Source organism: Micromonospora sp. NPDC002717, from assembly GCF_040295705.1.
Taxonomy (GTDB): domain Bacteria; phylum Actinomycetota; class Actinomycetes; order Mycobacteriales; family Micromonosporaceae; genus Micromonospora.
This window is the reverse complement of sequence record NZ_JBEOVW010000013.1, coordinates 15,491-42,162: the sequence shown is the minus strand read 5'-3', so window position 1 is coordinate 42,162 and position 26,672 is coordinate 15,491. Positions and strand designations below refer to the sequence as shown.

The following is a 26,672-nucleotide window of genomic DNA, read 5'->3' as shown; positions in this document are numbered from 1 at the left end:
CTGGTCGCGGGCCGGTTTCCCGGACGGTCGCCTGCCCCGGGGCGCGGCGACCGGCGCCGGCGCAGGCAAGTGACGGACATCGATGTAGCAGAAAGTTGCATATTCCCTACCGTCGATCAGCCCTCTAGTGTCCATGACCAGCGGCCGTCCATCGACCGACGCCGATCATTGTCGGCGTGCGGCGGGCCGGCACAGCGCCGTCCGCGGCTGCGACCGACGGCCGCACGGGCTCGGGACAGGAGGCGTGATGAGGTCGGGCGACAGCGGGTCCGCGGCACCGGTTCCCGTCTCGGACGGGTCGACGTACCGGTATACCGCCACCCGCCCGGCGGCCACCGGGCCGCACCCCCCGGCCGACCCGGGCGGCGCAGCCGACGGCAGCCACGACCCGCTGTCCACGGCCGCCCTGGCCGCCGTGGAACTGCTCGACCGCCTGGGCCGCCAGACACCGGTGCGGGTCCGGGCCGGCGCGGAGATGCTGGACCTGCCGGCCTGGCCGGCGGACCTGCACCGGATGCCCGGCGACCGGGCGCGCGCCACGGTCCGCGCGTGCGCCGCCGCGCTCGACCACGAGGGCGTCGACCACGTCCTCGTCCTCCTCGACGGCGGCGCGCCGGCACCGTCCGCAGGCGCGCCACCCGTGCTGCTCACCGCCGACGTCACCGACACGACGGTCGCGGTCGTGCTCCGCTGCGCCGCCGACGATCCGTGGTCGGCCGATGCCGCCGCCGTGGCGGAGATGTACGCCGAACTGCTCGCCGCCCTGCTCGCCGACCCGGCGTCGCCCACGTCGGCGGCGCCGGCCCTCGGGCCCGCCTCCCGGGCGCTGGTGGAGCGGGCCGGTCGCCGGCACGACGACGGGCCCTTCGTGGCGGTGCCGCGCATGATCGAGCACCGAGTCGACCTGCATCCGCAGCGCCGGGCGGTGTCGTTCCGGGGACGCTCGCTGACCTACCGCGAACTGGACGACCTGGCCAACGGCGTCGCCGCCGTCCTCGCGGCCCGGGGGATCGGGCGGGGCGACGTGGTGCCCGTGCTCCTCGCCGACGGCCTCGAACTCCCCGTCGTCGACCTGGCCCTGATGAAGCTCGGCGCGGCCTTCGTGCCCGTCGACCCCGGCTGGCCGGCGGACCGGCTGCGCGCGTCCCTGGCGGTGATCCGGCCCCGGCTCGCGGTGGTCCGGGGCGGCGACCCGCGTCCCGACACCGGGGACGTTCCCTGCCAGCCGGTGGACCTCGACGACATCACCCCGACCCGACGCCGGCCCGGGACGCCCGTCGGCCCGGCCGACCTGATCTACGGCATCTTCACCTCCGGCACCACCGGCGCTCCGAAGTGCGCCGTCAACCGGCACGACGGCATCGCCAACCGGTTCCGCTTCATGACCCGCTACTTCGCGGCCACCGGCGCAGAGGTGGTGCTGCAGAACAGCCGGCACACCTTCGACTCGTCGGTGTGGCAGATGTTCTGGCCGCTGACCACCGGCGGCCGGGTGGTGGTGCCCGTCGAGGGCGGCTTCCTCGACGTCGAACGGACCGTCCGCACCATCGCCGACGAGGCCGTCACGATGACCGACTTCGTGCCGAGCGTGCTCGGCGCGCTGGTGTCGGTCCTGGACCGGGACCCGGCGGCCCGCCGCGCCGTCGCCACGCTGCGGCACGTGATCGTCGGCGGCGAGGAGATCGACCCGTGGGCGGTGCACCGCCTGGCCGACCTGGTGCCGGGAGTGTCGGCCACCAACGGGTACGGCCCGACGGAGGCCTCCATCGGCATGGTCTTCCACACCGTCACCCGGTCCGACGGCGACGTCATCCCCATCGGCCGGCCCATCGACAACTGCTACGCGGCGGTGGTGGACGCCGAGCTGCGCCCCCTGCCGCCCGGCGCGACCGGCGAGATCGTCATCGGCGGGGTGTGCCTCGGCGAGGGATACCTCGGCGACCCGGCCCGCACCGCCGAGGTGTTCGTCCCCAACCCGCTGCCCGGCATCCCCGGCACCCGGCTCTACCGCACCGGGGACCTGGGCCGTCTCGCCGCCGACGGCCGACTGCACTTCGTCGGCCGGCGCGACTTCCAGCTCAAGGTGAACGGCGTCCGGATCGAGGCCGGCGAGATCGAGACCGCCGCCACCCGGCTGCCCGGGGTGCGGCAGGCGAAGGTCCTCCTCGCCCGGGAGGGCCGGGGGAAGTCGCTGGCCCTCTTCGTCGCCGCCGATCCGGAGGTGACCGAGCCGGCGCTGCGGGCGCACCTGCGCCGGCTGCTGCCCCGGCCCCACGTGCCCCGGCACGTCGTGGTGCGGGACGCACTGCCGCTGACCGGCAACGGCAAGGTCGACCGGCGGGCCCTGGAGACCTGGCTCGACCGTACGCTCGCCGAACGGGCGCGGGCGACCGCCGCGCGCGCCGTGGCGCGTACGCTGCCGGACCGGGTGCTGGCCGTGTTCCGGACCGTGCTCGGCCGGCCGGACCTCGACCCGGACACCGACTTCCTCGACGCCGGCGGCGACTCGCTCCAGGCGCTCGACGTGGTGACCGCGCTCGGCGCCGACCACCACGTCCGGGTCGGCGTCCAGGACCTCTTCGCCCACCCCACCGCCGCCCGGCTCGCCCGGGTGGTCGCGGCGCGCCTGCGCGCGGCCGACCCCGCCGAGACCGAGGCCGAGCTGGTGGAACGCGACGCGGCCGTCCCGGCCGACCTGCCGGTGCGCCCCGTCGCCCGGCGCCGGTCGCCGCGCACCGTCCTGGTCACGGGCGCCACCGGGTTCGTCGGCGCGCGGCTGGTCCACGAACTGCTCGCCACCACCGACGTCCGGGTGCTGTGCCTCGCGCGGGCCGCCGACGACGCCGAGGCCACCGCCCGCGTGGTCCGGGCGTTGGCCGAGCGGGGCCTGTGGCGGCCCGGCCACGGCCTGCGCCTGCACGGGTACGCCGCGGACCTGGCCCGCCCCGCCCTCGGCCTGGACCCGGAGACCTGGGCCCGGCTGGCCCACGACTGCGACCTCGTGCTGCACGCCGGGGCGCTGGTCAACTTCCTGTTCGACTACCGGGCCCACCGCCAGGCGAACGTCCTCGGCACCGCCGAACTGCTCCGGCTGGCGCTGACCGGCCGGCCGAAGCCGCTGCACCACGTCTCCACCCTCGGCGTCCTCGACACCGAGGCCGCCCGCCGCCCCGACCCGCTGCCGGAAGGGTGCGACCCGGCCCTCGTCGTCCCGCCCACCAGTGGCTACAGCCGGTCGAAGTGGGTGGCGGAGCGGTATCTCGCCGAGGCCCGGCGGCGCGGCGCGACCGTCACCGTGCTGCGTCTCGGGGAGGTGATGCCCGCCGCTGACGACGGGCAGCCCAACCCCCGGGCGCTGACCCACCTGCTGCTGGCCGCCTGCCACCGGCTGCGGATGCGCCCCGACGCGCCGGTCCGCTCCGACTGGACGCCGGTGGACTGGGCCGCCCGGCGGATCGTCGCCACCGTCGTCGACCCGCGGCTGTGGGGCGGCACGGTGCACGTCCTGCACCCGGTGAGCGTCGACTTCACCGACCTGCCGCTGGCCGGCGCGGACGCCCTGCCCCGGGTGAGCTGCGTGCGCTTCGTGGCGGCGCTGCGCGAGGCGGCGACCGACGGCGACCGGGCCGCCGCCGTGCTGCTCGCGCTGTTCCCGGCCGGGGCCGGCGCCGACGAGGAGCGGCTGCGGGCGGTCTTCGCGACGCTGCTCACCGACAACCCCCGGCTGTTCCGCCGCGACGGCTGCGCCGAGCTGGAACGGCGCCGGGGCTTCACCGACCACCGGCTCGGGCCGTCCGTCGGCGCCTACCGGGCGTGGCTGGGCGAGCACGAGCGACGGGCGACCGACCGGCTGCTGCTGCCGGCCGGACCAGGGTGACCAGCCGCGCGCGGCGCGGCGACCGGCACGGACGAGGGAGTGGAATGCGATACCGCAGGATGGGTCGGCTCGGCTGGCAGGTCAGCGAGGTCGGGTACGGGATGTGGGGCATCGGCGGGGGACCGGGCGGTTTCACCGGCTGGGACTACGACACCGCGCCGGCCTGCCTGGACGAGGCGGTGGAACGGGGCTGCAACTTCTTCGACACCGCCTGGGTCTACGGGCGGGGCGTCAGCGAACGGCTGCTCGGCGCCCTCGTGCGCCGGCACCCGGACCGCCGGCTCTACCTGGCCACCAAGATCCCGCCGAAGAACCGGGAGTGGCCGCCCGGCCCGCAGGACACCCTGGACGACGTCTTCCCGGCCGACCACATCCGCGAGTACACCCGGCACAGCCTGGAGAACCTCGGGGTGGACCGGATCGACCTGCTCCAGTTCCACGTCTGGGAGGACCGCTGGGCGGCCGACGGCCGCTGGCAGGAGACCGTCGCGGACCTCAAGCGCGAGGGCCTGGTCGACGGCGTCGGGATCAGCGTCAACCGGTGGGAACCGACGAACTGCCACGCCGCCCTCGACACCGGGATGATCGACGTCGTCCAGGTCATCTACAACATCTTCGACCAGGCGCCCGAGGACGAGCTGTTCCCCCGCGCGCAGCGCGACGACATCGGGATCATCGCCCGGGTGCCGTTCGACGAGGGGACGCTGACCGGCACGCTGACCGCCGACAGCACGTGGCCGGAGGAGGACTGGCGCAGCACGTACTTCGGCCCGGAGAATCTGCTGCCCAGCGTGGAGCGCGCCGAGCGGCTGGCCGCCGAGGTGCCGCCGGGGACGACCATGCCGGAGCTGGCGCTGCGGTTCATCCTGCACCACCCGGCGGTGAGCACGGTGATCCCCGGCATGCGCCGGGTCGAGCACGTCCGCGCCAACCTGGCCGTCAGCGACGGCGCGCCGCTGGACGCCGGGCTGCTGGACCGGCTGCGCGACCACCGCTGGGACCGCAAGCCGACCTGGTGGTCCCAGTGAGGCCCGTCCACCGCCCCGGCGGCGCGCCGGTCCGGCAGGCCACGCGGTACGGGGGGCCGGCATGCCGGTGATCGCCATGTGGGCGCATCCGCGGGCGCTCTCCACCGCGTTCCTGCGGATGATGATCGCCCGCGGCGACGTGACGGTCGTGCACGAGCCGTTGGTCACCCTCGTCGACGAGGGGCACGTCGACCTGCCCACCGCCGACGGCGGCACCGTCACCGTGACCGACCCGGCCGACGTCGTCGCGCACCTGACCGGGCTGGGCCGGGACCGGACGGTCTTCGTCAAGGACACCCTCGAGTACCGGTACCGGCACCTGTTCGACGATCCCGAGGCGATCGCCGACGTCACGCACACCTTCATCGTCCGGGAACCGGCCCGCACGATCAGCTCGCACTACGCCATCAAGCCGACGGTGACCTGCCCGGAGATCGGCTTCGAGCACCAGTGGGAGCTGTTCGACCTGGTCCGCCGGACCGCGCGCCGGCCGCCGGTGGTGATCCGGGCCGAGGACCTGCTGCGCCGGCCCGCGGACACGGTGGCGGCCTGGTGCGCCGCCGTGGGGCTGCCGTTCCGGCCGGAGGCGCTGAACTGGGCGCCGGGGGAGCGCGCCGAGTGGCGACGCACCCGCAAGTGGCACCTCGACGTCGAGCGCACCTCCGGCTTCTCGCCGGTCGCCAAGTCCTTCGCGGTGACCGTCGAGAACGACGACACCCTGCGCGCGTACCACGACCACCACCAGCCCTTCTACCAGCGGCTGATCCGGCACGCCATCGCCATCGGGGAGGATTCATGACCACCACCGCCGCGCCGCCCGTGACCGCGTCGTCGACCCTGTCGCCCGGCGAGGTGTTCGCCCGCGCGTACGCCGCCGACCCGACCGGTGCCGAGGTGCGCTTCGACTACACCATCACGGACGCCTTCCAGCCGACCAAGGAACGCCCCCGGGTGACCGTCCGCAACCTGTTCCGTAAGCGGTCGGTGGGGATGGACCCGGTGCGGTTCTGGTGCGAGGGGCGACCCGACGTCGGGGAGGCCGCCGCGGTGCACGAGTCCGGCCTGCGCCGCGAGGCGGCCTTCCGGTTCGGCACCGCCTCGGCCGCCGTGCACCCGATCCGCGCCTGGGTACGCGTCCCCGAGGAACTCGCCGACGACCCGGAGGGGTTGGCCGTCTTCGTCGACTACCGGCTGCTGGTCCGCCTCGCCACGGCGGAGAACCAGGCGCTGACCATCGGCGAGCACGGCCTGCTGCGGCACCCCGAGATCGGGCGGCTGCCGTACCGGCACGACTGGCTGACCGGCCTGCTCGCCGCCTGCGACGAGATCGAGCAGACCGGCGCCACCCCGCACGCGATGATCGTCAACCCGAGGGACTACTACACCCACCTGCTCGGGCGCGACGCGCTGCTGGCGGACCTGCACCGCAACGGCGTCCTGATCAGCCGTACCCGGATGGTGGCGCCGGGCGAGGCGGTGGTGGGCGACTTCGCGATGGCTGCGCGCCTGCTCGACGCCGGGCGCTCCGCGATCCGCGTGGCGACCCCGCCGCCGGGCACCTTCGCCACCGACGGCCCGGCCGTCTGCGCCGAGATCCACGAGGGCCTGGCCGTGCACCTGCCGACCCACTTCTTCCACGTCGTACCGGCCTAGGAGCGTCACCGCATGACCACGACCGGCGGGAAACTTGCGTTCTACCGGCCCATCGTGCCGCTGTTCGGCGCCATCTTCCTCTGCCTGCTCGGCGTCGGCGCGTCCCTGGCCGTGCTGCCCTTCTACGTCCTCGACGAACTCGACGGCAACCGGGTCGAGGTGGGCGTGGTGATCGCCGCGATCGCGGTCTCCGCCGTGATCGCCCGGCCCATCGCCGGCCGGCTCGGCGACCGGCACGGGTACCGGACGGTGATGCTGGCCGGGGCGGCCGTGTGCGCGGCGGCCGCCGCGGCCTACCTGGTGGCCGGCAACGTCGGCGTGCTGGTCGGCGTCCGGGTCCTGCACGGCGTGGGGGAGGCGGCCGTCTACACCGCCGGCGCCGCCTGGCTGGTGGCGCTCGCGCCGGCCGACCGGCGGGGCCGCGTCGTCGGCCTGTACGGCATCCACATGTGGCTGGGCATCACGCTCGGCGCGCTGCTCGGCGCGGTGCTGCTGCGCACCTCGGGCGGCTATCCCGCCGTGTGGCTGTTCGCGGTCCTGGCGGCGCTGGCCGGGGCCGCGCTCGTGGCCGTCCGCCCCCGGCCGCGGCAGCCGGAACCGAAGGGCCCGGCCGGCATCCTGCCGCGCAGCGCGGTCGCCCCGGGCGTCGCGCTCTCCCTGGCCGGTTTCGGGTACGCCGCACTGGCCGCGTTCGTCGCCCTGCACCTGGCCGACCGGGGCATCGAGAACGGGATCGCCGCGTTCAACGCGTTCGGCTTCACCTATGTCGGGGTCCGGCTGTTCGTGGGCGGGCTGCCCGACCGGCTCGGCGCCGGCCGGGTGGCGGTCGCGTCGGCGCTGGTGGAGGCGGTGGGGCTGCTTCTGGTCGCGGTCGCGCCGAATCTCGTGGTCGCGGTCGTCGGTGGGCTGGTGATCGGCGCCGGGCTCTCGCTGCTCTTCCCGGCGCTGGCCCTGCTCGTGATCAACCGGACCGACCCGGCGCACCAGGGGGCGGCGCTCGGCGCGTTCACGTCGTTCTGGGACCTGGGCCTGGTGGCCGGGGCGCCGCTGGCCGGCCTGGTCGCCAGCGCGGCCGGCTATCCGGCGGTGTTCCAGGTGATGCTGCTGGCGGCGCTGGTGTCGGCGGGCATCTCGGCGTGGACGATGCTGCCCCGTCGCTCGCTGGTGGGCCAACGCCCCCACTGACCCACCCGGGTCAGGGGAAGCGGGCGGGTGAGAGCGGGGCCGGGTCGACGGGTGGTGGGGCGCCGGCCGCCAGCGCGGCGAGCAGTGCGCCCGCCGCGGGCGCCGTCTGGACGCCGTAGCCGCTCAGCCCCGCCAGCCAGAGGAAGTCCGGCGCCTCGGGTGCCGGGCCGATCACCGGCACGTCGTCCGGGGCGGCGGTCCGCAGACCGGCCCAGGCCCGGTGGACCCGGCGGAAGCTCAGCGTGGTGGCCTCCTGCACCCGCTCGGCGCCGATCGCCACGTCGAGGTCGTCGGGGCGGGCGTCCCCGGGCGGCGCCGGGGTGGCGTCGGACGGGGAGACCAGCAGCCGCCCCGACTCCGGCTTGAAGTAGAAGGTGCCGGCCACGTCGTTGACCATCGGCCAGTCCGTCGCCGGGACGCCGGCCGGCGCGTCCACGAGGAAGGCGGTACGCCGCAGCGGGATCAGCCCCACCGGTCGTACGCCGGCCGCCGCGGCGACCTCGTCGGCCCAGGCGCCCGCCGCGTTGACGACGACCCGCGCGGTGAACTCGCCGGCGTCGGTGGTGACCCGCCACGCCCCGTCCGCCCGCCGCAGCCGGCGGACCCGGGCGCCGCACACCACCCGGCCGCCGGCCGCGCGGATGCCCCGCAGGTATCCCTGGTGCAGCGCGGCGACGTCGAGGTCCCGGGCGGCCGGCTTCACCATCGCCCGCCGGCACCAACCCGGCCGCACCACCGGGCAGTACGCGGCCACCTCGGCCAGGTCGATCTCGCGGGCCGGCGGGTCCACGTCGGCCCCGTCGCGCAGCGCCGCGTCGAACTCGTCCTCGGCGCCCGGCGGGCAGAGGCTGAGCACGCCGCGCGGGGTGAGCAGCGGATGGTCGGCGAACCCCGGCGGCGGGGCGGTGAGAAAGCCCCGGCTGGCCCGGGTCAGCCCGCGCACCACCGGCCCGCCGTAGTACTCGGAGAACAGGGCGGCCGAGCGGCCGGTGGAGTGCTGGCCGGGGACGTGTTCCATCTCGGCCAGCAGCACGCTGCCGTACGCGGCGAGGTGGTGCCCGGCGCTGGCGCCCGCGATGCCCGCGCCGATGACCATATAGTCGATCGTCACTGGATTCGACGGTAGTCGCAGACGTCTCCAGCGACAAGCGTCGATGAGAATCGATGTTGCGCGCGGCCGTCACCGCGTCGCCGGCGAGGCGTACCCGGTGCCCGGCGGACGGCTCGCCGCCATGCCGGAGGTGCGACCGTCCTCGTGCCGGCGCCGCATCGACCCCGGCCCGATCGCCCGTGTCGGCCGTTCGGGGCGGACGATCCGCCCGCGCGGGCGGGCGCCGGGGATGCCCGGCACCGGTGCCGGTGGCCTCGGCGTTCCCCGGTCAGGCGCCGCAGTAGAGCAGGCGGTTCGGCGTGCCGGCGACCACGCCGCTGACGACCCCGGTGGTCGCCCTGCCGGTCAGGTAGGCCGCCACCTGGGCGGGAGTCCAGGTGGGGTTGGCCGAGAGGGCGAGCGCGGCGCACCCGGCGACGTGCGCGGCGGCCATCGACCCGCCGCTGAGAGTGGCCACCGCCGTGTCGGTGCTGTGCCAGGTGGAGGTGATGTTGGCGCCGGGGGCGTACAGGTCGAGGCAACTGCCGTAGTTGCCGCTCGGCATCCGGCCGTCGGTGATGGTGGTGCCGGCCACGGTGAGCGCCGCCGGCACCCGGGCGGGAGAGTAGTTGCAGGCGTTGGTGTTCGAGCTGCCGGCCGTGACGACGTAGGTGACGCCGGACGAGATCGACCGGTTCACGGCCGAGTCGAGGGCCGTACTGGCCCCGCCGCCGAGCGCCAGCAGCGCCACCGCCGGCCGGACCGCGTTCGCCGTGACCCAGTCCACCCCGGCGATCACCTGGGAGAAGGTGCCGCTGCCGGCGCAGTTCAGCACCCGCACCGGGCGCAGCTGGATCTCCTTCGCCACCCCGTGCCGCGTGCCGCCGACGGTGCCGGCCAGGTGCGTACCGTGGCCGTTGCAGTCGTCCGCCGGGCCGCCGTCGACGAGGTCCACCCCCACGCCCGCCCGCCCACCGAAGTCGGTGTGGGTGCGCCGCAGGCCCGTGTCGATGACGTACGCGTGCACGTTGTGCGCGGTGTTCGGGTAGGCGTACCGGCCGTCGAGCGGGAGGCTGCGCTGGTCGATCCGGTCCAGACCCCAGGACGGCGGGTCGAGCTGGACGCCCGGCCCGACGAGGGTGACCATCCGGTCCCGCTCCACGTACGCCACGGCCGGGTCGGCGGCGAGCCGACGGGCCGCGCGCTCCGGCAGACGCGCCGCGAAGCCGGTCAGTGCGTGGCCGTAGACGTGGCCGAGGGCGGCGCCGTAGCGGTCGGCCAGCCGGTCCGCGACGTTCCTGACCGCGACCTGCCGGTCGCCGCCGTGCCGGCCGACGCTGTCGTCCCGGAGCACCACGACGTAGCCGTCGGTCACGGCGTTCGCGTCGTCGGCGTGCCGGATCTCGCCGCCGGAGGCCGCGGTGGCGGGGGTGCCCACGGTGGCGACGAGCGCGGCGGCGAGGGCGAGTACGCCCACCGGGCGGGCCCGCCACCGCCGGGTACGGGGAAGTGTCATGCCGGTCCTCCTCCTGTCGGCCCCGCGCCGGCTCGTGACCGGACGCGGGGCGGCCTGGCCGTTGAGAGGAGGTTATCGGTTATATAGATCGATCTGAATGACTGTCGGGATCCGGCTAACGGTCGGCGAACCGGTAGAGCACGAAGTCCTCCTTGGCGCCGCAGACGATCACGCTGGTGTTCCACGAGCACGTCTCGCTGCGTACGCCCACCAACTGGCCCATCTCGGTCACCGCGCCCGAGCCGGCCGCCACCCCGGCGACGCTGCGGTCGTCCTCGACCGAGCTCGGCGGATCGGCGAAGACGAGCAGGTTGCCCCCGTCGAGCCGGACCGCCACCCCCTTCCGGTCCCGCAGCACCGCGCGACCGTCCGGGTCGAACAGGGTGCTGACCGACTCCGAGGAGGTTTGCCGGACCAGCAGGTGCTCGCCGAGCGGCACCAGCCGGGTCGCCTCCGGCGCCGGCCAGTGGGCCAGCTTCTCCTCGGTCGCCGCCACCACCTCGGTCCTCTCGTCCTCGCCGCCCGTGGTCTCCAGCAGGCAGGCCCGGTGCTCGCCGCACGGCACCAGCGCCTCCGGCCGCTTGCGGTCGTCCGGGGCGGTGTACAGCACCTTCGGCTGGGCGTCGGTCGCCAGGTCGTACGCGAGCAACTGATAGCCGGCCTCGTCGCGGGCGACGTAGAGGCGGTCCTCGTGCGCCACCACCAGGTCGTCCTGGTCGGCAACGTTGGCGCGGCTGTGGACGGTGCGGCCGCTGCCCATGTCGACCACCCGGACGGAACGGTCCGCGCCCACCTGCACGAGCCGGCGGACCTCGCCGCGCCAGGGGTCGCGCGGCGAGCCGTCGACGAAGGCCGGGCCGCCCAGCGCCTTGTCGGTGGTGACCGGGTGGACGCTGGTGCCGGCGCCGCCGTACTCGTCCTGCGGGCTGGGTTGCACCCACGTCTCCCCGCCGTCGCTCAGGCGCAGCCCGACCAGCTGCTTCCCGGTCCGGTCGACCAGCACCGCGACGTCCTCGCCGAAGAAGACCTCGTCGTCGCCCAGGATCGGCCGGCGCCACCGCTGGTTGCCGGAAGCGCCGTCGAGCAGCACCAGGTCCCGGGGGGTGTCGTCGCCGATCGCGTCGGCGAAGGCCACCACCGCGTCGGGCAGCGCGACGATCCGCTCCCACCGTTCGGCGGACGCCTCGGTCTGCTTCCGCCACTTCACCCCGCCGGAGTCGGCGTCGACCGCCACCACCTCCAGCCGCCCGTCGTCGAGCGGGTACGCGAGATACGCCCGCTCGCCGAGCACCGCGGTGAACATCGCCGACGGCCGCTCGGCCCCGGCATCCACCCGCGCCACCGTCTCGACGGCGGCCCGGAAATCCAGGGCGGGGTAGCGGTCCCGGGCCAGGTAGAGCACCGCCGCGGTCACCACGCCGGCGAGGGCGACGACGGCCCCGGCCGTGATCCACAGCGCCCGGCGGCGGGGGAACGCCGGCGCGGTCGGGCCGGCGCCGGGCGGCGGCGACACCGGCGTGCCGGAGACGGGTACGCCCGGCCACGCCGCCGGCGACGCGCCCGGCCCGGCGGACAGGCTCGCCGGGGGCACCCCGGGCGCCCATCCGCCCGCCTGAGGCGGCCCGGGCACGCCCAACGGCTGACCGCCATGACCGCCGTGCTGGCCGTGTGCGTCGTGGCCGCCGTGCTGGCCGTGACCGGCTGGTACGGCGGCCGGCGGCGCGCCCGGCACCGGGCTCCCGGGCGGGGCGGCGCCCGGCGGTCCGTACGGCGTGGTCGGGGCCGGTACGGTCGGCGTGGTCGACGCACCCGCGACCAGGGTGGGCGCCAGTCCGGCGGGGAGAGCCGGCGTGACGCCTTCCGGCCCGGCGACAACGGTCGGCGTGGGGCCCACGGGCCCGGCGGGCTGGGGCAGCGCCGGCACGGCGGCCTGCTGCGCCGGTACGCCGGACCCGGCCGGCGCCGGCGCGGCGGCTGCGTCCTGCGGCGGTGCGGTCGGTCCGGCCTGCGCCGGCGCGACCGGCCCTGGCTGCTGCGCCGGCGCTGGTCCTGGCTGTGGCGGCGCGGCGGGTCCGGCCTGCGCGGGCGCGGCGAAGGCGGCGGCGCCCCGGGGGCGTCGGGGCAGGGGCAGGTCGGTGAGCGCCCCCTCGGCGACCGGCAGCTCCGGCTGCTCCAGCACGGTCGGGGCGACGCCCAGCTCGGCGTGCAGGAGCCGGGCCACCATCGGCATCCGGGTGGCGCCGCCGACCAGGAACAGGCCGGCGAGCTGCTGCGGGTCGAGGCCGGCCGCGCCGATCACCTCCCGGGTCACCGCCACCGCCCGGCCCAGCAGCGGCGCGGCCACCCGCTCCAGGTCGGCGCGGGTGAGGGTGACGACCGCCTCCACCCCCGGCACGGCCACCGGCGCGGCCGTCGCGCGGGACAGCATCTCCTTCGCGCCCCGGGCGTTCTCCCAGAGTTCGAGCTGCTCCCGCCGCTGCGTCGCCGACCGCGGGTGGACCAGCCGCTGCCACTGCGCCGGATGCTCGCCCGCGACCAGCTCGCCGAGCCGACCCAGCAGCGCCGCGTCGACGTCGAGGCCGCCGAGGTCGTCGGCACCGCCCGCGGCGACCACGCTGAACCCCGAGTCGCCCCACGGGTCGGCACCCTCGTTGCGGAGCACGGCGACGTCCAGGGTGCCGGCGCCGAAGTCGAACACGGCGATCGCCCCGCCGACCGGCACCGGCCGGCGCAGCACCTGGGTGTAGTAGCGGGCGGCGGCGACCGGCTCCCGTAGCAGCCGGGTGCCCGGTGGGGTGGGGCCGGAGAGCGTGTGCTCGGCCGCGGACGGCCACCCGGCCACGGCCAGGGCGTCGGCGAGCACCTGCCGCCGGGCCGCGTTCCAGGTCGCCGGGCAGGTGAGCACCGCCGGGGGCAGGAAGCCGACCGCCTCGACGGCCGCCCGGGCCACCGCGTGCAGCGTCGCGGCCAGCAGTTCGGCCGGCGGATACCGGCGGTCGCCCAGCGACACCGCCGGCTCGTCGATGCGCCGCTTCGGGTTGGGCTCGTACCGGCCCGGATCGGTGCGGGCCAGCCGCTGGGCGTCCCGGCCGGCGTGCAGCAGCCCGTCCTCGTCCGCGTACACGCCGGAGGGGATGATCGGCTGGCCGTCCACCAGCAGCGGGCGGGTGTGCCCGTCCGGCCGGCGCAGCACGGCGACGGTGTGCGACGTGCCGAGGTCGACGCCGAGGGCGTACCCCTCGTGCTGGCCTGCCATCTGCCGATACCTCCGCGGGACGAGGGGATGCCCGGCCCCGCATGGTACGCAGCAGCCGCACCGGCGCCGATCTCGCCCCGAGGCGCCTGGCGGAGCGGGCCGAGTGCGGCCCGGCCGGCGAGGAGTTACCGAGACCTGGCGCCGGCAGCCGGGGCGCGCCTGGTCACACCCCGATGGTCCGGCCGAGCTGACTGCCCGGCTCACCTCCGGTGCGCCCCCGGGGTGTGCCCGAAGGTGCGGCGGAACGCGTCGATGAACGCGCTGGCCGACGACCACCCGCACCGGTGCGCCACCGTGGTCACCGGCATGTCGTCGGCCAGCAGGAGCAGGGCGTGGTGCAGGCGCAGTTGCGTACGCCACTGCGGGAAGCTCATGCCGAGGTCGGCGGTGAAGAGCCGGGACAGGGTGCGATCGCTCGCACCGACCTGCTTCCCGAGTGCGGCGAGGGTGCGGTTGTCGGCCGGATCCGCGTGGAGGGCCGCGCACAGCGCCGCCAACCGGGGGTCGCGGGGAGCGGGCAGGTGCAGGGGCTGCTGGGGGGAGGCTCGCAGCTCGTCGAGCAGGACGACCCGCAGCCGCTCGCGTGCCGGGCTGTCGTCGTGCGGACGACGGGTGTAGGCGAGGATCAGCTCACGTAACAGCGGGCCGACGGCCAACACCGTCGGCCGGTCCAGGCCGAGTGGGTTCTCCGCCGTCGGCAGGCCGACGAGGTGCAGTTCGAGTCGGCCGTGGGCCTGGTGGGCGTGCACCGTCCCGGCGGGTATCCAGATGGCGCGGGTGGCGGGAGTGACCCACGCCCCCGCGTCGGTGCTGACGGCCAGCACCCCTCGCGCGGCGTAGCCGATCTGGTGGTCGTCGTGTCGGTGCGCGTCGATCCCGGAGCCGGGAGTCAACCACAGGGCGCGGGTCGGGGCGACGGGAGAATGGCGGACTTCCGGCATCAGGTGGCAGGTTATCGGAAGCGCGACAACGGTGGTGCTGACGAGCATTGCCGGGTGCCGAGGAACAGACCCGTCGTCCTGCTGTCGGTCGGGCATGCCTGCGTGGACGTCTACCAGGGCGCCGTGGCGTCGCTCGTCCCCTACTTCATCGCCGAGCGCCAGTACGGCTACGCCGCCGCCTCCGGCATCGTGCTGGCCGCGTCCCTGCTGTCCTCGGTGGCGCAGCCGCTGTTCGGCGCGCTGACCGACCGGCGGCCGTCGCCGTGGCTGTTGCCCGTGAGCACCGTCCTCGGCGGGCTGGGCATCGCGCTGAGCGGCATCGCCGGCTCCTACGCGCTGACCCTGCTGTTCGTGGCGGTCTCCGGCATCGGGGTCGCCGCCTACCATCCCGAGTCCGCCCGCCTCGCGCGGATCGCCAGCCGGGGCAGCCACGCGGCGATGGGCTGGTTCGCCCTGGGCGGCAACCTCGGCTTCGCCGCCGCGCCCGTCCTGGTCGCCCTCGTGGTCGCCCACGGCGGGCTGCGGCTCACGCCGCTGCTCGTGCTGCCCGCCCTCGTGGGCAGCGCACTGTGCCTGCCCGTACTGCGCGCGCTGGGTGATCATGGACGCGTCGGCGGCGGCACGTCGACCCCGACCGGGACCGACGACCGCGCGTCGTTCGTGCGGCTGTCGCTGGCCGTGGCCTGCCGGTCGATCCTGTTCGTCGGGCTGAGCACGTTCGTCTCGGTCCACGCCGAGCTGCGCACCGGCGGCGGCCGGTCGGCGGCGCCTTGGCGCTGTTCGTGCTCTACCTCGGCGGCGCGGTGGGCACCGTGCTCGGCGGAAAGCTGGCCGGCCGCTGGGGGCGGGTCACCGTCGCGCGCTGGTCGTACCTGGGCACCGTGGCCGCGACGGCGGGCGTCGTGTTCGTCCCCGGCCCCGCGCTGTACCCTCTTCGTGGCCCTGACCTCCGTGGGCCTCGCCGTCCCGTTCTCGCTACAGGTCACCCTCGGCCAGGACTACCTGCCCACCCGGGTCGGCACCGCCAGCGGCATCACCCTCGGCCTGGCCGTCAGCATCGGCGGCCTGGCCAGCCCCCTGATCGGCAGCGTCGCCGACGCCACCTCACTCCAGGCGGCCCTCGCTCCGCTGCCCGCGCTGCCAGCCCTGGCCTGGCTGCTGTTCCGTGCCCTCCCGGAGCCGGCGTCGGGCGGAAACGCCCGCCCGCCGAGTGCGCCCGAGGTCGGCACGGCCGGTCACCCATCCGCGCGGCTGGGCTGACTCATCGCGTACGACAATGGGGATCTCGGAGGTCTTCGTCCTCGCGGGCCGCCCATCTCGGTCGATCACGTCGTCCACGGCTGGAGAGTCCGTCACGAGCCGACGTACGCGCAGGGTTTCGGCCCACAGCCCCCTGTCCTCGGCAGCAATAGAAGCATCTCAGTGCGCCTATAGTCTGGGCGCATGAGCGCCATGAACCCCCCACCCGGCCCCAATTCGGGACAGCAGCCACCTGCTGGAGCGCCAGCGCCGCCACCTCCGCCCAAGCCGAACACCGGATTGATCGTCGGCCTCGTCGGAGGCGTGTTCGGGCTTGTCGCGATCGCCGTGGCCGTAGTGGTCGTCGTGGTCGGCGTGATTGTCGTCAGGAACAACTCGAACACGGCGTCGCCGTCGCCGCTGACGACCCCGGCCGTCGCCCAGCCCAGCACCTCCGCCGCAGAACAGACACCGACTCCGAGCATTCACACGCCGTCGCACCCGACGCGTACGCCGATGTCGCCCGCCGAGATCGACAAGGTGTTCGGCACCTACATGGACGGGCTCACCGGCCACAACATGGACGTCTTCAAGTCCGGCACCTGCCCGCGGCTGCGGTCCACCCTGCTCGGGTTCGCGTTGAACGGCTACTACATCGGGAAGTGGACGCTGCTGCCGTACGAGGTCCCGGCGGATGCCGACCGGATCATCGTCAAGGCGAAGATGACGCAGCTCAAACCGTCCACGGGGGATCCAGCAGGAGAGGTCACCTACTCGTGGTACGTGGAACGGGACGCGGGCGGATCGTATTGGGTGTGTGGGTGGCTCGGGCAGAAATGAGCGAGCTGCGGCCGCGTACGTGTTCGGCGTGAGGCGGCGACCGAATCAGGCGGGAGCGACGGCCCGGCGGCGGGCCGTTGCGTGACCACAGGACAGCGCTGCCGGAGGGCGTGGTGCGAGCGTGTGAGTTCCGGGACGGCCGGTGGTGCGACGGTTTACCTGTACAGCCGTCTGAGGGACGACCCGTCGTCGTTGTGACCTGAGCGTACGCAGTGGCGCGGCAATCAAGGTCGAGGCGGATCGCGCCCGGCGAGTAGTGGCCCACGGATGGCCCGCAGATCAGATCGGGGGAGTAGTCGATCGGCCCAGGATCGCGGCAGATTGCCGCTGACCTGGGCCGGAAGGTGTGGAGCGGGCGACGGGAATCGAACCCGCACCGTCAGTTTGGAAGATCGTTTCCGGCTGACCTGAGTTGTCCGGAACGCCTGGTCAGCGGCGGCGCCGTGGTGCCCGATCATGCCCGCTGCTGACCGCCTGGGCCACCGGCTACTGGCACGTGGCTGGCACGGCAACGCGCTGGGCGCGGCTGTCCGGCGGCCTACAGCTCACCGCCCTCGGCCCATCGGGCCGGGGGGCGGCTTGCCGTGCCGTCGGCTCCTCCATGCGCCTGGCCCCCGGTACCCGGTGGCAAGCCGCGAAGCGGCGCGGCAGCGGTCGCCCCGACCTCGACGGCGGCCAGGCACCCTCGCGATCGTCACGGCCTGGCGGTGGCCGTGTACGGCTGGCAGGATGTCGACATGAACGCCATTCGAAGGGTTTATGCCGCGTAGAAGACCGGCATCGCTTCGACTGCGGGAGCGAACCTGGCGACAACCATGGGTGCGCTATCGCAGCACTCCCGGGCTGTCCGGAGCAACCAACGCGGCGATTCGGCAGCTTGAAGGCGCGCGACTGATGCCAGGGGTAGTGGCTGCGGCAATCAACGTATGGTCCGTGCACGTACGTGGGCTCCGACGTTCGTGGAAGCAGTGGGAGGCCGAGTTCACCTGTTCCTGCTGCGGTGCGGGATGGGCTCGCGACATGCTCGAAGAGGTCGTGACGATGCTCCCACCGCGCGCCGGGAGTGAGGTGCGTTCCCTCGTTGATGCTCTGGACGCCGTCCTGCTGCGCAGGAGCCTTCACGATCCGCAGACGTCGCCCGAACTACGGTGGTGGCACCGCCGATGCTGACCAGCCGAACGTTCGGCCCGCCGTGCCGGCCGATGCCGGCCGGAGGCCGCCAGCAGGCCGAGTGCGGCGGGCTGCGCCGCGCTTGCGCGGCGCCTTGATCCTAATGAGAACGTTTCGGCAGTGGCGTCGCTGGCAGGGTCCATCCGACGTCTCGTTTACAAGCTCTGTGCGTCGCGTCCGCACGCGTTCGGGAACGGCCGCACGCTCGGAGCCTCGTCCATGTCAGCCCTTGTCAGTGTGCCGCCGTTCGACGCGGTTGCTGTCACCGTTGCTGTCGACAGCCATTCCGCCGGCGAGCCCGGCCGACCTCCGCCGCCCAAGGCGGCCTTCAACTCCCTTGGCTGCTCACCTTGGAGTCTGACGGCTTCCTTACAGGCTTCTTTTCCGTTTGTCCCGCCGCCACTACCGTGGGTCCCCGTCGCTGACCGGCCTAATGTCTCGCTCTACGTGAACCCTGCATTGCACTACCCCGTCGACTCATCGGAAGGAGCCGGATGGCGCCCAGGCCCCGCCCCGCCTTACCACAAAACTGGCAACTGGCGATCGGGGCTTGGTGTCTATCTACCCTGCTCGGCATTGTCGGCATTGCGGTATCGGTCTCGAACCCGAGCCAGGTCACTTGGCTCCGAGCGCTCAGCATCGTGCTGGGCGCAATCGCCCTGGCATCCTTCGTTGCCGCGCTGCACCGCACACTGTCTCTCCTGCGCAGGCTCCCTCTAGGCAACCGCGACCTACCCGGCATGCGCATCGGCATCCACACGACGCGGTGGGCTCAGTCCCCCCGCGACGTCGCGGACGCCTTCGACTTCCTGGCCTCACTGCTGCCGCATGATCCGCCATCACTGGCCCTGATGCAGGGTCTATACCAACGCAACCCACTGTGCATCCGACTGGTAGAGAGCGAACGCGACAACCGGCGACGCCTGGTAGGCATGGTCGTGATCGCCCCGTTGACGGCACGTGCCGTAAAGGACTTCCAGGCAAAGACGATTACGTCGCTTGACTCGACGATGTTAAGCCGCTACGTGACACGCACCTGGCAACGACCGCAGGGTGTCTACCTGGGAGGGGTGGCCGGCACGACGCCCGCCGGACGGGCTTGGGCGTTGAGCTTTCTTGAGTCGTTCCTGATTAGCAGCGGAAGCAAAGGGCTGTTTGCGCGCCCAGTGAGCCCCGACGGTCTACGCGTGCTGAAGACAGCCGGATTCATGCCAATAGGCGAACCAAGCCCCTTCTGGCATCGAGCCCTGTAGTACCACGACCGGGAGACATCTCGGGCAGGAGGTCACCGACGGGAGGCGGCAGAGAGGCAGCACGGTTGCCGAAGGGCGTCAGGCCGCGGACGGGGCCGTATCGTCGAAGATGAGAGGGCATCCCCAGCACAGCACGTCGCCCGGTAGGGACGACCTCCGTCGGGGGGATGCGGACTCAAGCTGTCGGCTGCTGCCGCCTGACGCCGTCCCGTGCCAAGGAGCAGGTGCCGGCCGTCGTCGGTTGACTTCCTGGGCCAACCTGCATCGAGGGTCGCGCTGCCTTCTTGCTGCCTCGTTCCCTGATGCCTCGCTCACAGCCGTGTGCTGCCGGTCCATCCAGGAGCGAGTTACGTCTTGTCGGTATCGGCGGGTACGGTCTGGGCATCTTTGGACATCGAGCAGCTAGCGAGCGTCGAGCAAGGAGCGTCGTGTGACGGAGAAGAGGGATGGGGCCGACCCGCGCAAGGTGTTCGTCATCCACGGCCGGAACGAGGCAGCCAGGAAAGGGCTCTTTGACTTCCTCCGCTCGATCGGGCTCGATCCGATCGAGTGGTCCGAGGCGATCCGCCTGACGGGCAAGGGTTCTCCGTACATCGGACAGGTGCTAGATGCCGCCTTCGGGGCGGCCCAGGCGGTGGTCGTGCTACAGACACCTGACGATGTGGCGTACCTGCACGAGAGTCTCACCTACGTTGGGGACCCGGAATGCTCGCCTCAGATGCAGCCTCGACCGAACGTCCTCTTCGAAGCAGGTATGGCGATGGGCCGGGACGAGGACCGGACCGTGATCGTCGAGATGGGCCACGTCAAGGTCTTCAGCGATATTCACGGCAGGCATGCCGTCCGCCTCGACAACAGCGTCAAGAAACGGCAGGAACTCGCCCAACGTCTGGACACGGCCGGCTGCGCCGTCCGGCTGACCGGCACCGACTGGCACGAGGCGGGAGACCTTACCCCGCCGGTCCCACCCGGCGGCGGCTTGCCGCTCGGCAGGAAACTTCCTTCCTCGAAGGCCACTGGCTTGCCCCGACTTGAGGCCCGGTACATCGACAACGGACGCGGCAAGATCGATGCCGTTCAGATCACTAATCACGGCCCGGGCGACGTGTACGAGTTGGACGTGTCGGCTGACAAGGAGGCCGGGCTGATGCGCGAAAATGACGAGTTCCCGCTCGCCCGACTGCCGCAAGGCAAGTCCATCCGCGTGCGGTGCTATCGGGCCGACTCGTTCGGCTCAACGCAGAAATCGCACTTCTTCGTGACCATCACTGGCAAAACTGCCGACGGCACCCCCATCGACGTCAACGAGTTTGTGAGTGAGACCTGACATGGAGATCCGAGTCAGCCTGCCTCTGGATAGTGACGGCTTCCTCCGCCGTCAGTGCCCCCACTGCAACGGCCTGTTTAAGTGGCACGACGGACCCGCGAACGAGGAGGCGGAAAACGCCGACGACCCCACTGGATACCACTGCCCACTCTGCGGCCGGCCCGCTGAGCCGGACCGCTGGTTGACCGACCAGCAGGTCGAATATATCGAGGGTGTGGCTACACCTGCAATTGCCCGCTACGCCGACGACCTCCTTCGGAACGCCTTCAAGGGCATCAACTCGAAGCACTTCAAGGTCAAGATGACCGGGCACCTTGATGCCCCCGACGAGCCGGCCGCACTCGTGGAGCCGGACGACATGATGATCGTCGTCTCCCCGTGCCACTCCTACGAGCCCGTCAAGGTCCCGGAAGATGCGGACGGGCCGCTGCACTGCCTGATATGCGGGACACCGTTCGCAGTGTAGGTAACTGACAGTTGCGGACTCGTAGCAGGCTATGTCGGAGAGCAGGCAATGCATGACGGCATAGGTTTCGGGCCAGGCCCGTAGGCTGCATTGATGCCGCAATCGAGAAGGGAGCCGCCAATGGCCAAGGAAGTGAGCCTCAGCAGCGACGACGCTGAGGACATCCTACGGATGCTGACCGCGCTATCGGCCATCCTCCACGGGCCGCCATTGCCAGAGCCGTTGTACGAGACTCTTGAGCCTGCCATCGGGCCCGAGGTCATTCGCTACGGCAACCCCCACGGCGTGGCGCTGTTGCTAGAGCAGGCCGACCGGCTCCGCGCGCTTCTGGTTCGGCAGCTCGGCGGCGACCTGCTCGACCAGAGCCTGGCTGCGCAGCCACCAAAAGCGGTCATCGAGGACAAGGACTGAGGCCAGCTACGGTGGCGAGCATGTCCAACGACCTAACAAAGCACTATGAGAGGGCACATCCGATCGGATGTGCCCTCTCACCTGGTCGGGGTGGCCGGATTCGAACCGACGACCGTTTCGTCCCGAACGCGGGTACGGGGCAAGGTTGTGTATCTTCCAGTGCCGTCTTGCACTGTCGAGCAGGGTCCCTCTGCTGCCTGTTGTCGTCTGCTGCTGGCCGCTGTTGGATGTATCGCTGCCTCCTGGCTGCCTCACCCGGTGTTACGCCTCATCCGACACCGATCCGTAACGCGTGAAATGAAGCCTGGTGCGAAGCCCATCGACCTCGGGACTACCGATGTCTAGCATCCGGTCTATGGCGAAGCGGCGGGCGAAGCGGCGGGCGAAGGAGCTGACAGAGGCCGAACGGGCGGAGGAGATCCGGCGCACGTGGGAGACGGTCGAGCAGATCGAGCAGGAGGCCGAGCGGCCTGCTCCGTCTAAGCGAGCGCTGCCGAATTATATCCGGGGCGTTGTCTCCGGCGGCCTACCCACCCTTGGACGTCGCCGACGGTGACCCCTGATCGTGGCTAGCCGGAACCTCCGACCCCTCGGTTGCAAGTTCTGGGCGCTTCGTCCGGCGGGGTCCGTTCACGTCTGCGACCTCGGGCGGCTGTCTGCCCCCGGCAGTCGACGGCTGCCCTCGTCCCGGCCGGTTGCTGTCAGCGCTGCTGTCGGCGCTGCCGACGCACACGGTTTAGGAAGGGTGTAGCGCCTGCTGCGCAACCTCTGGCCCTACCAGGGCATGCACCCGATTGGTCCCCACGGATGCGCTTGATCTTTCCGCGCATGTTCCGGATCTTGCGGGGACCCGGTGCCAGCCCCTTCGGTCGCTAGGGCAAGCCGCCGGCTCGTCTACGCTGTGCTTCGTGGATACCAGCCGGTTCACCATCGGGCCTACTCCGGGGCTCGACACCACTTGGATCACCGCGGGCCTTGTTCCCAAGTTCGACACCAGCTGGATCACCGCGGGCCTTGTTCCCAAGTTCGACACCACTTGGATCACCGCGGGCCTTGTTCCCAAGTTCGACACCACTTGGATCACCGCGGGCCTTGTTCCCAAGTTCGACACCAGCTGGATCACCGCGGGCCTTGTTCCCAAGTTCGACACCAGCTGGATCACCGCGGGCCTCGTTCCCGAGTTCGACACCACTTGGATCACCGCGGGCCTCGTTCCCAAGTTCGACACCAGCTGGATCACCGCCGGCTTCCTGCCCAAGAGCAGGCTAGGCAGGGTTACCGGGCCGGGCCACGTTACGAGCTTCCGCACGGTTCCAGAGATCGCCGTCGACGATCTCCTCCTTCAGGTAGAAGACACGGTCGAGGATCACGTTGATGCGCTACAGGAGGGGGCCCGGCTCCGCACCGTATGGCTAGATGCATTGCGTGATCTGCGCGTGTGGCTGTCGAACGGCCTTGCCAAGGGCGTCACCATTTCATTCGCCTTCTTCATCATCAGCACCTGGTGGGTGATGCTGAAGACCAGTAATCCCGAGTTGGCTGACATTATCGAGGTCCCGCTCTGGGCAGCGATCACCCTCTTAGCTGGAATGGCGGTAAATGCCAGGAAGAAGTAAGTCAGACGCTGAAGCGGAACTGCGATCGGCTATCCGGCCACCAGCAGCCATACTCTTCGACGCCTGCTCAGACGGCGTCTAGGGCTGCCCTGCCCCACACCGGAGAGGGCCGGCGGTCGAACCGCCGGCAGACTGGCATCATACCGTCCAAGCCAGACCTAAAACGATATCAATCCCGATCGCCGGTGCCCCCCTCTAGGCCGGAACCCTCAAGGGCGGCCAGCACCGACACCTTTGCATCCTCTTCCGCTGCACTACTCGGCTTTGGGAGGCGCTCGACAATTTCCGCTATCGTTCGCAAGTCAGAAATTGGCAGTCGAGCGATAGCAACCACACCCTCTTCTCCCGCAGCCATTCGCATTGCCATCTCCTTCCAAACAGCAAGGGCGAGATTCACCCGCTCCGCAAGCTGCTCCTCCCTAGTCCTGCCGTCACGACGACCGCTGTCAGCCACCGCCGAATGGCTGATTTCCTCGACAATTTCGCAGGCTACTTCAACGAAGTCCTCGTTTGAGTTGTACTGACTCAACGTACGACGCAGGTCCTCCCTGTCGTAGTAAGTCCACTGACCCCGCCGCACAACCACATTGGACAGATGATCCGATATGGCTCGGAGCACGGACGATCGATCAGATAGCGGCACGGCTGAGTGCACTTGCATAACGCCGTAGGTTCCTTCAGGGCGAAGCCACCCCTTCCATCGCTCAAGTCGACGAACCCACTTAGGTCGTTGCAGGTTCTCGGTTAGAAGGATCCCCTCAAGAAGGATGGGATCCACTCCCGCCTTTTCAGCCTCCTCGCGAGCGAATCTGAGCAGGTCCTCGCCCACCTCCCGCTTCGACCTTTCCGCCAGAACCGCCGCCGATGTTGTGTCTTTGGAAGCGCGAAGCACGGCCACTGCAAGTAAGGCCACAAAAATGGTTGTCCATAGAGATTTGAAAAACTCATCAATAGGCGGCACCACTGCGGTGAAGGGGCCAGGGCCCAGCCCTCCCAATCCTGCTGAAGCGAGCGTCCCGAGCGCCGCCACAATCGCCACTATCGTGGCGGGCAGCCGAGTGTGATTGCCATTCCGTGCCACATGCTTAAAGTAATGAACACCCTGGGTTCTGCCGACATGAATCAGAGCCCCAGCGAGCGCAGAAATCACCCCCTTCCCGCCGAACCGATCTACTGTAGTAGAAACAATCAGGGTAATGATGTATGCAGGCCCGAACATGAATGCTAAATAGCGAGTAATGTTGCGATTAATAATCAGCCCCACATCCGTCGAGGCTGAGACATAACTTTCAGGCCATCGGGTGCGGACGGCCGCATAGAAAAGATATAGCAAGCCAACAATGGCGACCGCACCCGAGGCGGTAACCAACCAGTCCTTCACAACAGCTCCACTTATCGGCCCTCAGCAATCCGCAAAGATGCTCACATCCTCCCATGCGTGCGCCACTGCCATCCCGTCTGCCATCGACCCGCCCTCCTGGGGAGCGGGCCGCCGCCCGGCCCGCCACGTCAAGCGGACCTTGACGCACGTTCGGACGCTGGCGGGTCGGGCGGTGGTCTGCTCGGCTTGCCCGGGTCGATGGCAGTCGGGATGGCCTACCGCAACCACCCACGGACCGCGACGCGCCGACGGAGCCCCGGCCATCCTGGAGCCGGAGCGCCCCGCCGGAGGCGCACTGACCGCGGGCCCGCGACCGCCGCCAACTCGCCGACGCAGCCGGCGTGCGCTTCCCTACGCCGCGCGGGGCTCGTGGCCGCGCGGCCCGGCCGGCTGCCGGCCCACCACCACCCGGTCAACGCTGCTGTCGTCATGCGGCGGCCCCTCCGGGCATTCCGCTCTCCGCGCCAGCCGCCTGGCGTGTTGCGTGGCCGGAGCGGAGCGACAGCGGAGTGCAGGCCGCGCGCCCTGGCGGCGGCGCGTGCGGCCCGTCAAGGGCCGCCTTGATCGTGTATCGAAACTGTGCTCTAGATTGCGCTGCCGTATTCGGCGTACGCAGAGCTGCCAGTACTACGCGCTGCAATCGCCGAACGGATCCTGCGGGCGAGCCGGGCCGGGCCGTACTGGTCCAAGGACTCTGCGCCCACATAGCGCCATTCGGTGAGTTCACCGTCGGCGAAGCGGATGTCACGCTCTTGCTTGGCGCCGAGTGAACCGCCGTCGAAGATGAACAAGAGCTTGTCTCCCTCGTGCTCGGCGGGCGCCCAGTCAACGACCAGCATCGGTCCCAGCGCGGGCGTGATGCCAAGTTCCTCTTCGACCTCACGTGCGCATGCGGCGCGGGGCGACTCGCCGGGTTCGACGTAGCCGCCGGGGATGTCCCAGTGCTTTTTGTAGCTGGGGCGTACGAGGAGCACGCTGCCGTCGTCGTCGTCGTCGAAGAAGAGGGCGCCTGCGGCGACGCGTGGGGTTGCCATGGGTGGCATCTCGTTGGCCGTCACCAGGGCAGCCTAGATGGGCTGGGCTCAGTCGAGCACCTTGAGCCGGCGGGCCAGTCCGACCAGCTCGGCCGAGGGCTTGCCGCGCTGGCGGCGTATCCAGGTAAGGGCGAGTTGGCGGCTGAGGAAATGGTGTCGCACCTGTTCGGGTGCCATCTGTTCGGCGTCGAGCAGGACGGCCTGGGCGTCGTCGACCCGGTTCCATGAGCTGTAGGCGCGGGCGACTTCGAGGGCGTGCCGTACGCGGCGTTCCATCGGTAGGCCGGCGGTGTCGACGCGCGGGCCGAGGTCGATGGCGACTTGCAGGTTGCCCAACTCGGCGGCGGTGGCGACGCGGTGGATAGCGACGTTGGTCGGGCCGAACGCGGTCCAGAGGTGGTTGGCATCGGCGTCGAGCTGGCCGGCGGCGTGCTCGGCGGTGGCGAGGAAGTTGCGGGTGGTGGTGGCATCGTTGGATCGGGCGGCGGCCATCGAGCCGGACAGGAACAGGGTCCCGTAGACCGAAAGCAGCGCTGGCGTGGCGTGCTTCATGTGGGGCTCAAGGTAGCCGGCGGCGTCCTCGGTAAGGCGTACGGCTTCGGCGTAGCGGCCGGTGGCGTGCAGAGCGTGACCGACGGAGCGGAACAGAGAGCCGGTAACGAGAGGGTCGCCAGTGGGCCGGACGGCGGCCAAGCCACGGTCGGCCGCGATCCAGGCGAGGTCGCTCTCACCGAGCTTGGTGAGCTGGGTGGCGGCGAGCTGGTACGCGAGACCGAGTAGCCGGCGGGCCTGGTCCTGGTCGTCGCCGTCGTGGTGGTCGGCGGCGGCCTGGGCGCGGTGGAGCAGGTCGGGCAGGCGGCCGGTGACGTATCCGAATCGAGAGTCCTGGTAGGCGTCCCAGAGGGCGCCGACCTCCTTCCTGAGCACAGCGACGCTCAATGGTTCCGCGTCCGTGTCGCCGCCGAAGGGACCGAGGGCGCGGTAGTTCATCAGGGCGGCGCGCAGGGCGGGCACGGTTTCGGTGCCGCTGTCGCCGGTCCAGTCGAGCAGCGAGGGTTCGCCGAGCAGGTCGCCGAGGGAGACATCCAGGACTTCGGCGAGGGACTTGATGACGGACAGCCGGTCCAGCTCGATCCGGTTGTTCTCGATCTTGCCCAACCAGTCGGCGGTACGGCCGATGAGCCCGGCCAGGACCTCCTGGGACAGGCCGCGTCGCCGGCGGTACCAGGCGACGCGTTCGCCGATGGTCAGGGTGTTGGTCGTCCCGCGCACCGGTTCACTGTCTCCCCTCGGTCGGCTGCGACCCCGGAAGGATTTTCCGGGTCACTGGGCGGTATGTGCCACAACCTGTCTGCATGACGGGGCTGAACGTATCGAGCAACTGCCAAT

Annotated in this window: 19 protein-coding genes; 12 read left to right on the top strand and 7 right to left on the bottom strand. The window is 71.6% G+C overall.

Going from position 1 to position 26,672, the window contains the following annotated elements; genetic code table 11:
* Positions 1–247 precede the first annotated feature (247 nt).
* The 5 genes from ABT006_RS20170 (at position 248) to ABT006_RS20150 (ending at position 7,743) form a co-directional block, all read left to right on the top strand.
* Positions 248–3,877 carry a non-ribosomal peptide synthetase gene (locus ABT006_RS20170; RefSeq protein WP_350708444.1) on the top strand — a complete coding sequence of 1,210 codons (3,630 nt, stop codon included), beginning with the start codon at positions 248–250 and terminating at the stop codon, positions 3,875–3,877.
* Between the two features lie 44 nt (positions 3,878–3,921).
* On the top strand, positions 3,922–4,905 hold the full coding sequence (locus tag ABT006_RS20165; protein WP_350708442.1) for an aldo/keto reductase: 984 nt from the start codon (positions 3,922–3,924) through the stop codon (positions 4,903–4,905).
* Positions 4,906–4,966: 61 nt separating this feature from the next.
* Entirely contained in the window at positions 4,967–5,704 is a 738-nt protein-coding gene (locus ABT006_RS20160; protein ID WP_350708440.1) for a sulfotransferase-like domain-containing protein, read from the top strand.
* Positions 5,701–6,558 (top strand): family 3 encapsulin nanocompartment shell protein, encoded by an 858-nt coding sequence (locus ABT006_RS20155; RefSeq protein WP_350708438.1) that lies wholly within the window; start codon positions 5,701–5,703, stop codon positions 6,556–6,558. The genes ABT006_RS20160 and ABT006_RS20155 overlap by 4 nt, the downstream gene beginning before the upstream one ends.
* 12 nt (positions 6,559–6,570) lie before the next feature.
* Complete coding sequence (locus ABT006_RS20150) at positions 6,571–7,743, top strand: MFS transporter (RefSeq protein ID WP_350708436.1); 1,173 nt, start codon at positions 6,571–6,573, stop codon at positions 7,741–7,743.
* Between the two features lie 10 nt (positions 7,744–7,753).
* Here the strand turns inward: ABT006_RS20150 and ABT006_RS20145 are convergent, their stop codons facing one another.
* From ABT006_RS20145 to ABT006_RS20130, 4 genes are all read right to left on the bottom strand, one after another.
* Entirely contained in the window at positions 7,754–8,854 is a 1,101-nt protein-coding gene (locus ABT006_RS20145; protein ID WP_350708434.1) for an NAD(P)/FAD-dependent oxidoreductase, read from the bottom strand.
* A gap of 268 nt (positions 8,855–9,122) precedes the next feature.
* Positions 9,123–10,349 carry a S8 family peptidase gene (locus tag ABT006_RS20140; RefSeq protein ID WP_350708432.1) on the bottom strand — a complete coding sequence of 409 codons (1,227 nt, stop codon included), beginning with the start codon at positions 10,347–10,349 and terminating at the stop codon, positions 9,123–9,125.
* A 115-nt stretch (positions 10,350–10,464) separates the two neighbouring features.
* Positions 10,465–13,605, bottom strand: coding sequence for an Hsp70 family protein (locus ABT006_RS20135; protein ID WP_350708430.1), 3,141 nt, complete (start codon positions 13,603–13,605; stop codon positions 10,465–10,467).
* Between the two features lie 200 nt (positions 13,606–13,805).
* Positions 13,806–14,546 (bottom strand): AraC family transcriptional regulator, encoded by a 741-nt coding sequence (locus ABT006_RS20130; protein WP_350708428.1) that lies wholly within the window; start codon positions 14,544–14,546, stop codon positions 13,806–13,808.
* Positions 14,547–14,600: 54 nt separating this feature from the next.
* On the opposite strand from ABT006_RS20130, the gene ABT006_RS20125 reads away from it, so the two are divergent.
* The 7 genes from ABT006_RS20125 (at position 14,601) to ABT006_RS20095 (ending at position 22,868) form a co-directional block, all read left to right on the top strand.
* On the top strand, positions 14,601–15,806 hold the full coding sequence (locus ABT006_RS20125; RefSeq protein WP_350708426.1) for an MFS transporter: 1,206 nt from the start codon (positions 14,601–14,603) through the stop codon (positions 15,804–15,806).
* Positions 15,807–15,989: 183 nt separating this feature from the next.
* On the top strand, positions 15,990–16,625 hold the full coding sequence (locus ABT006_RS20120; protein WP_350708425.1) for a hypothetical protein: 636 nt from the start codon (positions 15,990–15,992) through the stop codon (positions 16,623–16,625).
* Positions 16,626–18,289: 1,664 nt separating this feature from the next.
* Positions 18,290–19,048, top strand: a complete 759-nt coding sequence (locus ABT006_RS20115) for a hypothetical protein (protein WP_350708423.1) — start codon at positions 18,290–18,292, stop codon at positions 19,046–19,048.
* 430 nt (positions 19,049–19,478) lie between these two features.
* Positions 19,479–20,375, top strand: coding sequence for a TIR domain-containing protein (locus tag ABT006_RS20110; RefSeq protein WP_350708421.1), 897 nt, complete (start codon positions 19,479–19,481; stop codon positions 20,373–20,375).
* 1 nt (position 20,376) lies between these two features.
* A complete protein-coding gene (locus tag ABT006_RS20105; protein WP_350708419.1) occupies positions 20,377–20,841 on the top strand; it encodes a hypothetical protein in 465 nt (154 codons plus the stop codon).
* Positions 20,842–20,961: 120 nt separating this feature from the next.
* Entirely contained in the window at positions 20,962–21,252 is a 291-nt protein-coding gene (locus ABT006_RS20100; RefSeq protein ID WP_350708417.1) for a hypothetical protein, read from the top strand.
* A gap of 908 nt (positions 21,253–22,160) precedes the next feature.
* A complete protein-coding gene (locus ABT006_RS20095; protein ID WP_350708415.1) occupies positions 22,161–22,868 on the top strand; it encodes a hypothetical protein in 708 nt (235 codons plus the stop codon).
* Positions 22,869–23,037: 169 nt separating this feature from the next.
* Here the strand turns inward: ABT006_RS20095 and ABT006_RS20090 are convergent, their stop codons facing one another.
* The 3 genes from ABT006_RS20090 to ABT006_RS20080 all read right to left on the bottom strand — a co-directional run bounded on the left by ABT006_RS20090 (position 23,038) and on the right by ABT006_RS20080 (position 26,555).
* Positions 23,038–24,249 (bottom strand): hypothetical protein, encoded by a 1,212-nt coding sequence (locus ABT006_RS20090; RefSeq protein ID WP_350708413.1) that lies wholly within the window; start codon positions 24,247–24,249, stop codon positions 23,038–23,040.
* 584 nt (positions 24,250–24,833) lie between these two features.
* A complete protein-coding gene (locus tag ABT006_RS20085) occupies positions 24,834–25,307 on the bottom strand; it encodes an NUDIX domain-containing protein (RefSeq protein ID WP_350708411.1) in 474 nt (157 codons plus the stop codon).
* 24 nt (positions 25,308–25,331) lie between these two features.
* Positions 25,332–26,555 carry a helix-turn-helix domain-containing protein gene (locus ABT006_RS20080; protein WP_350708409.1) on the bottom strand — a complete coding sequence of 408 codons (1,224 nt, stop codon included), beginning with the start codon at positions 26,553–26,555 and terminating at the stop codon, positions 25,332–25,334.
* Between the last annotated feature and the right edge of the window lie 117 nt (positions 26,556–26,672).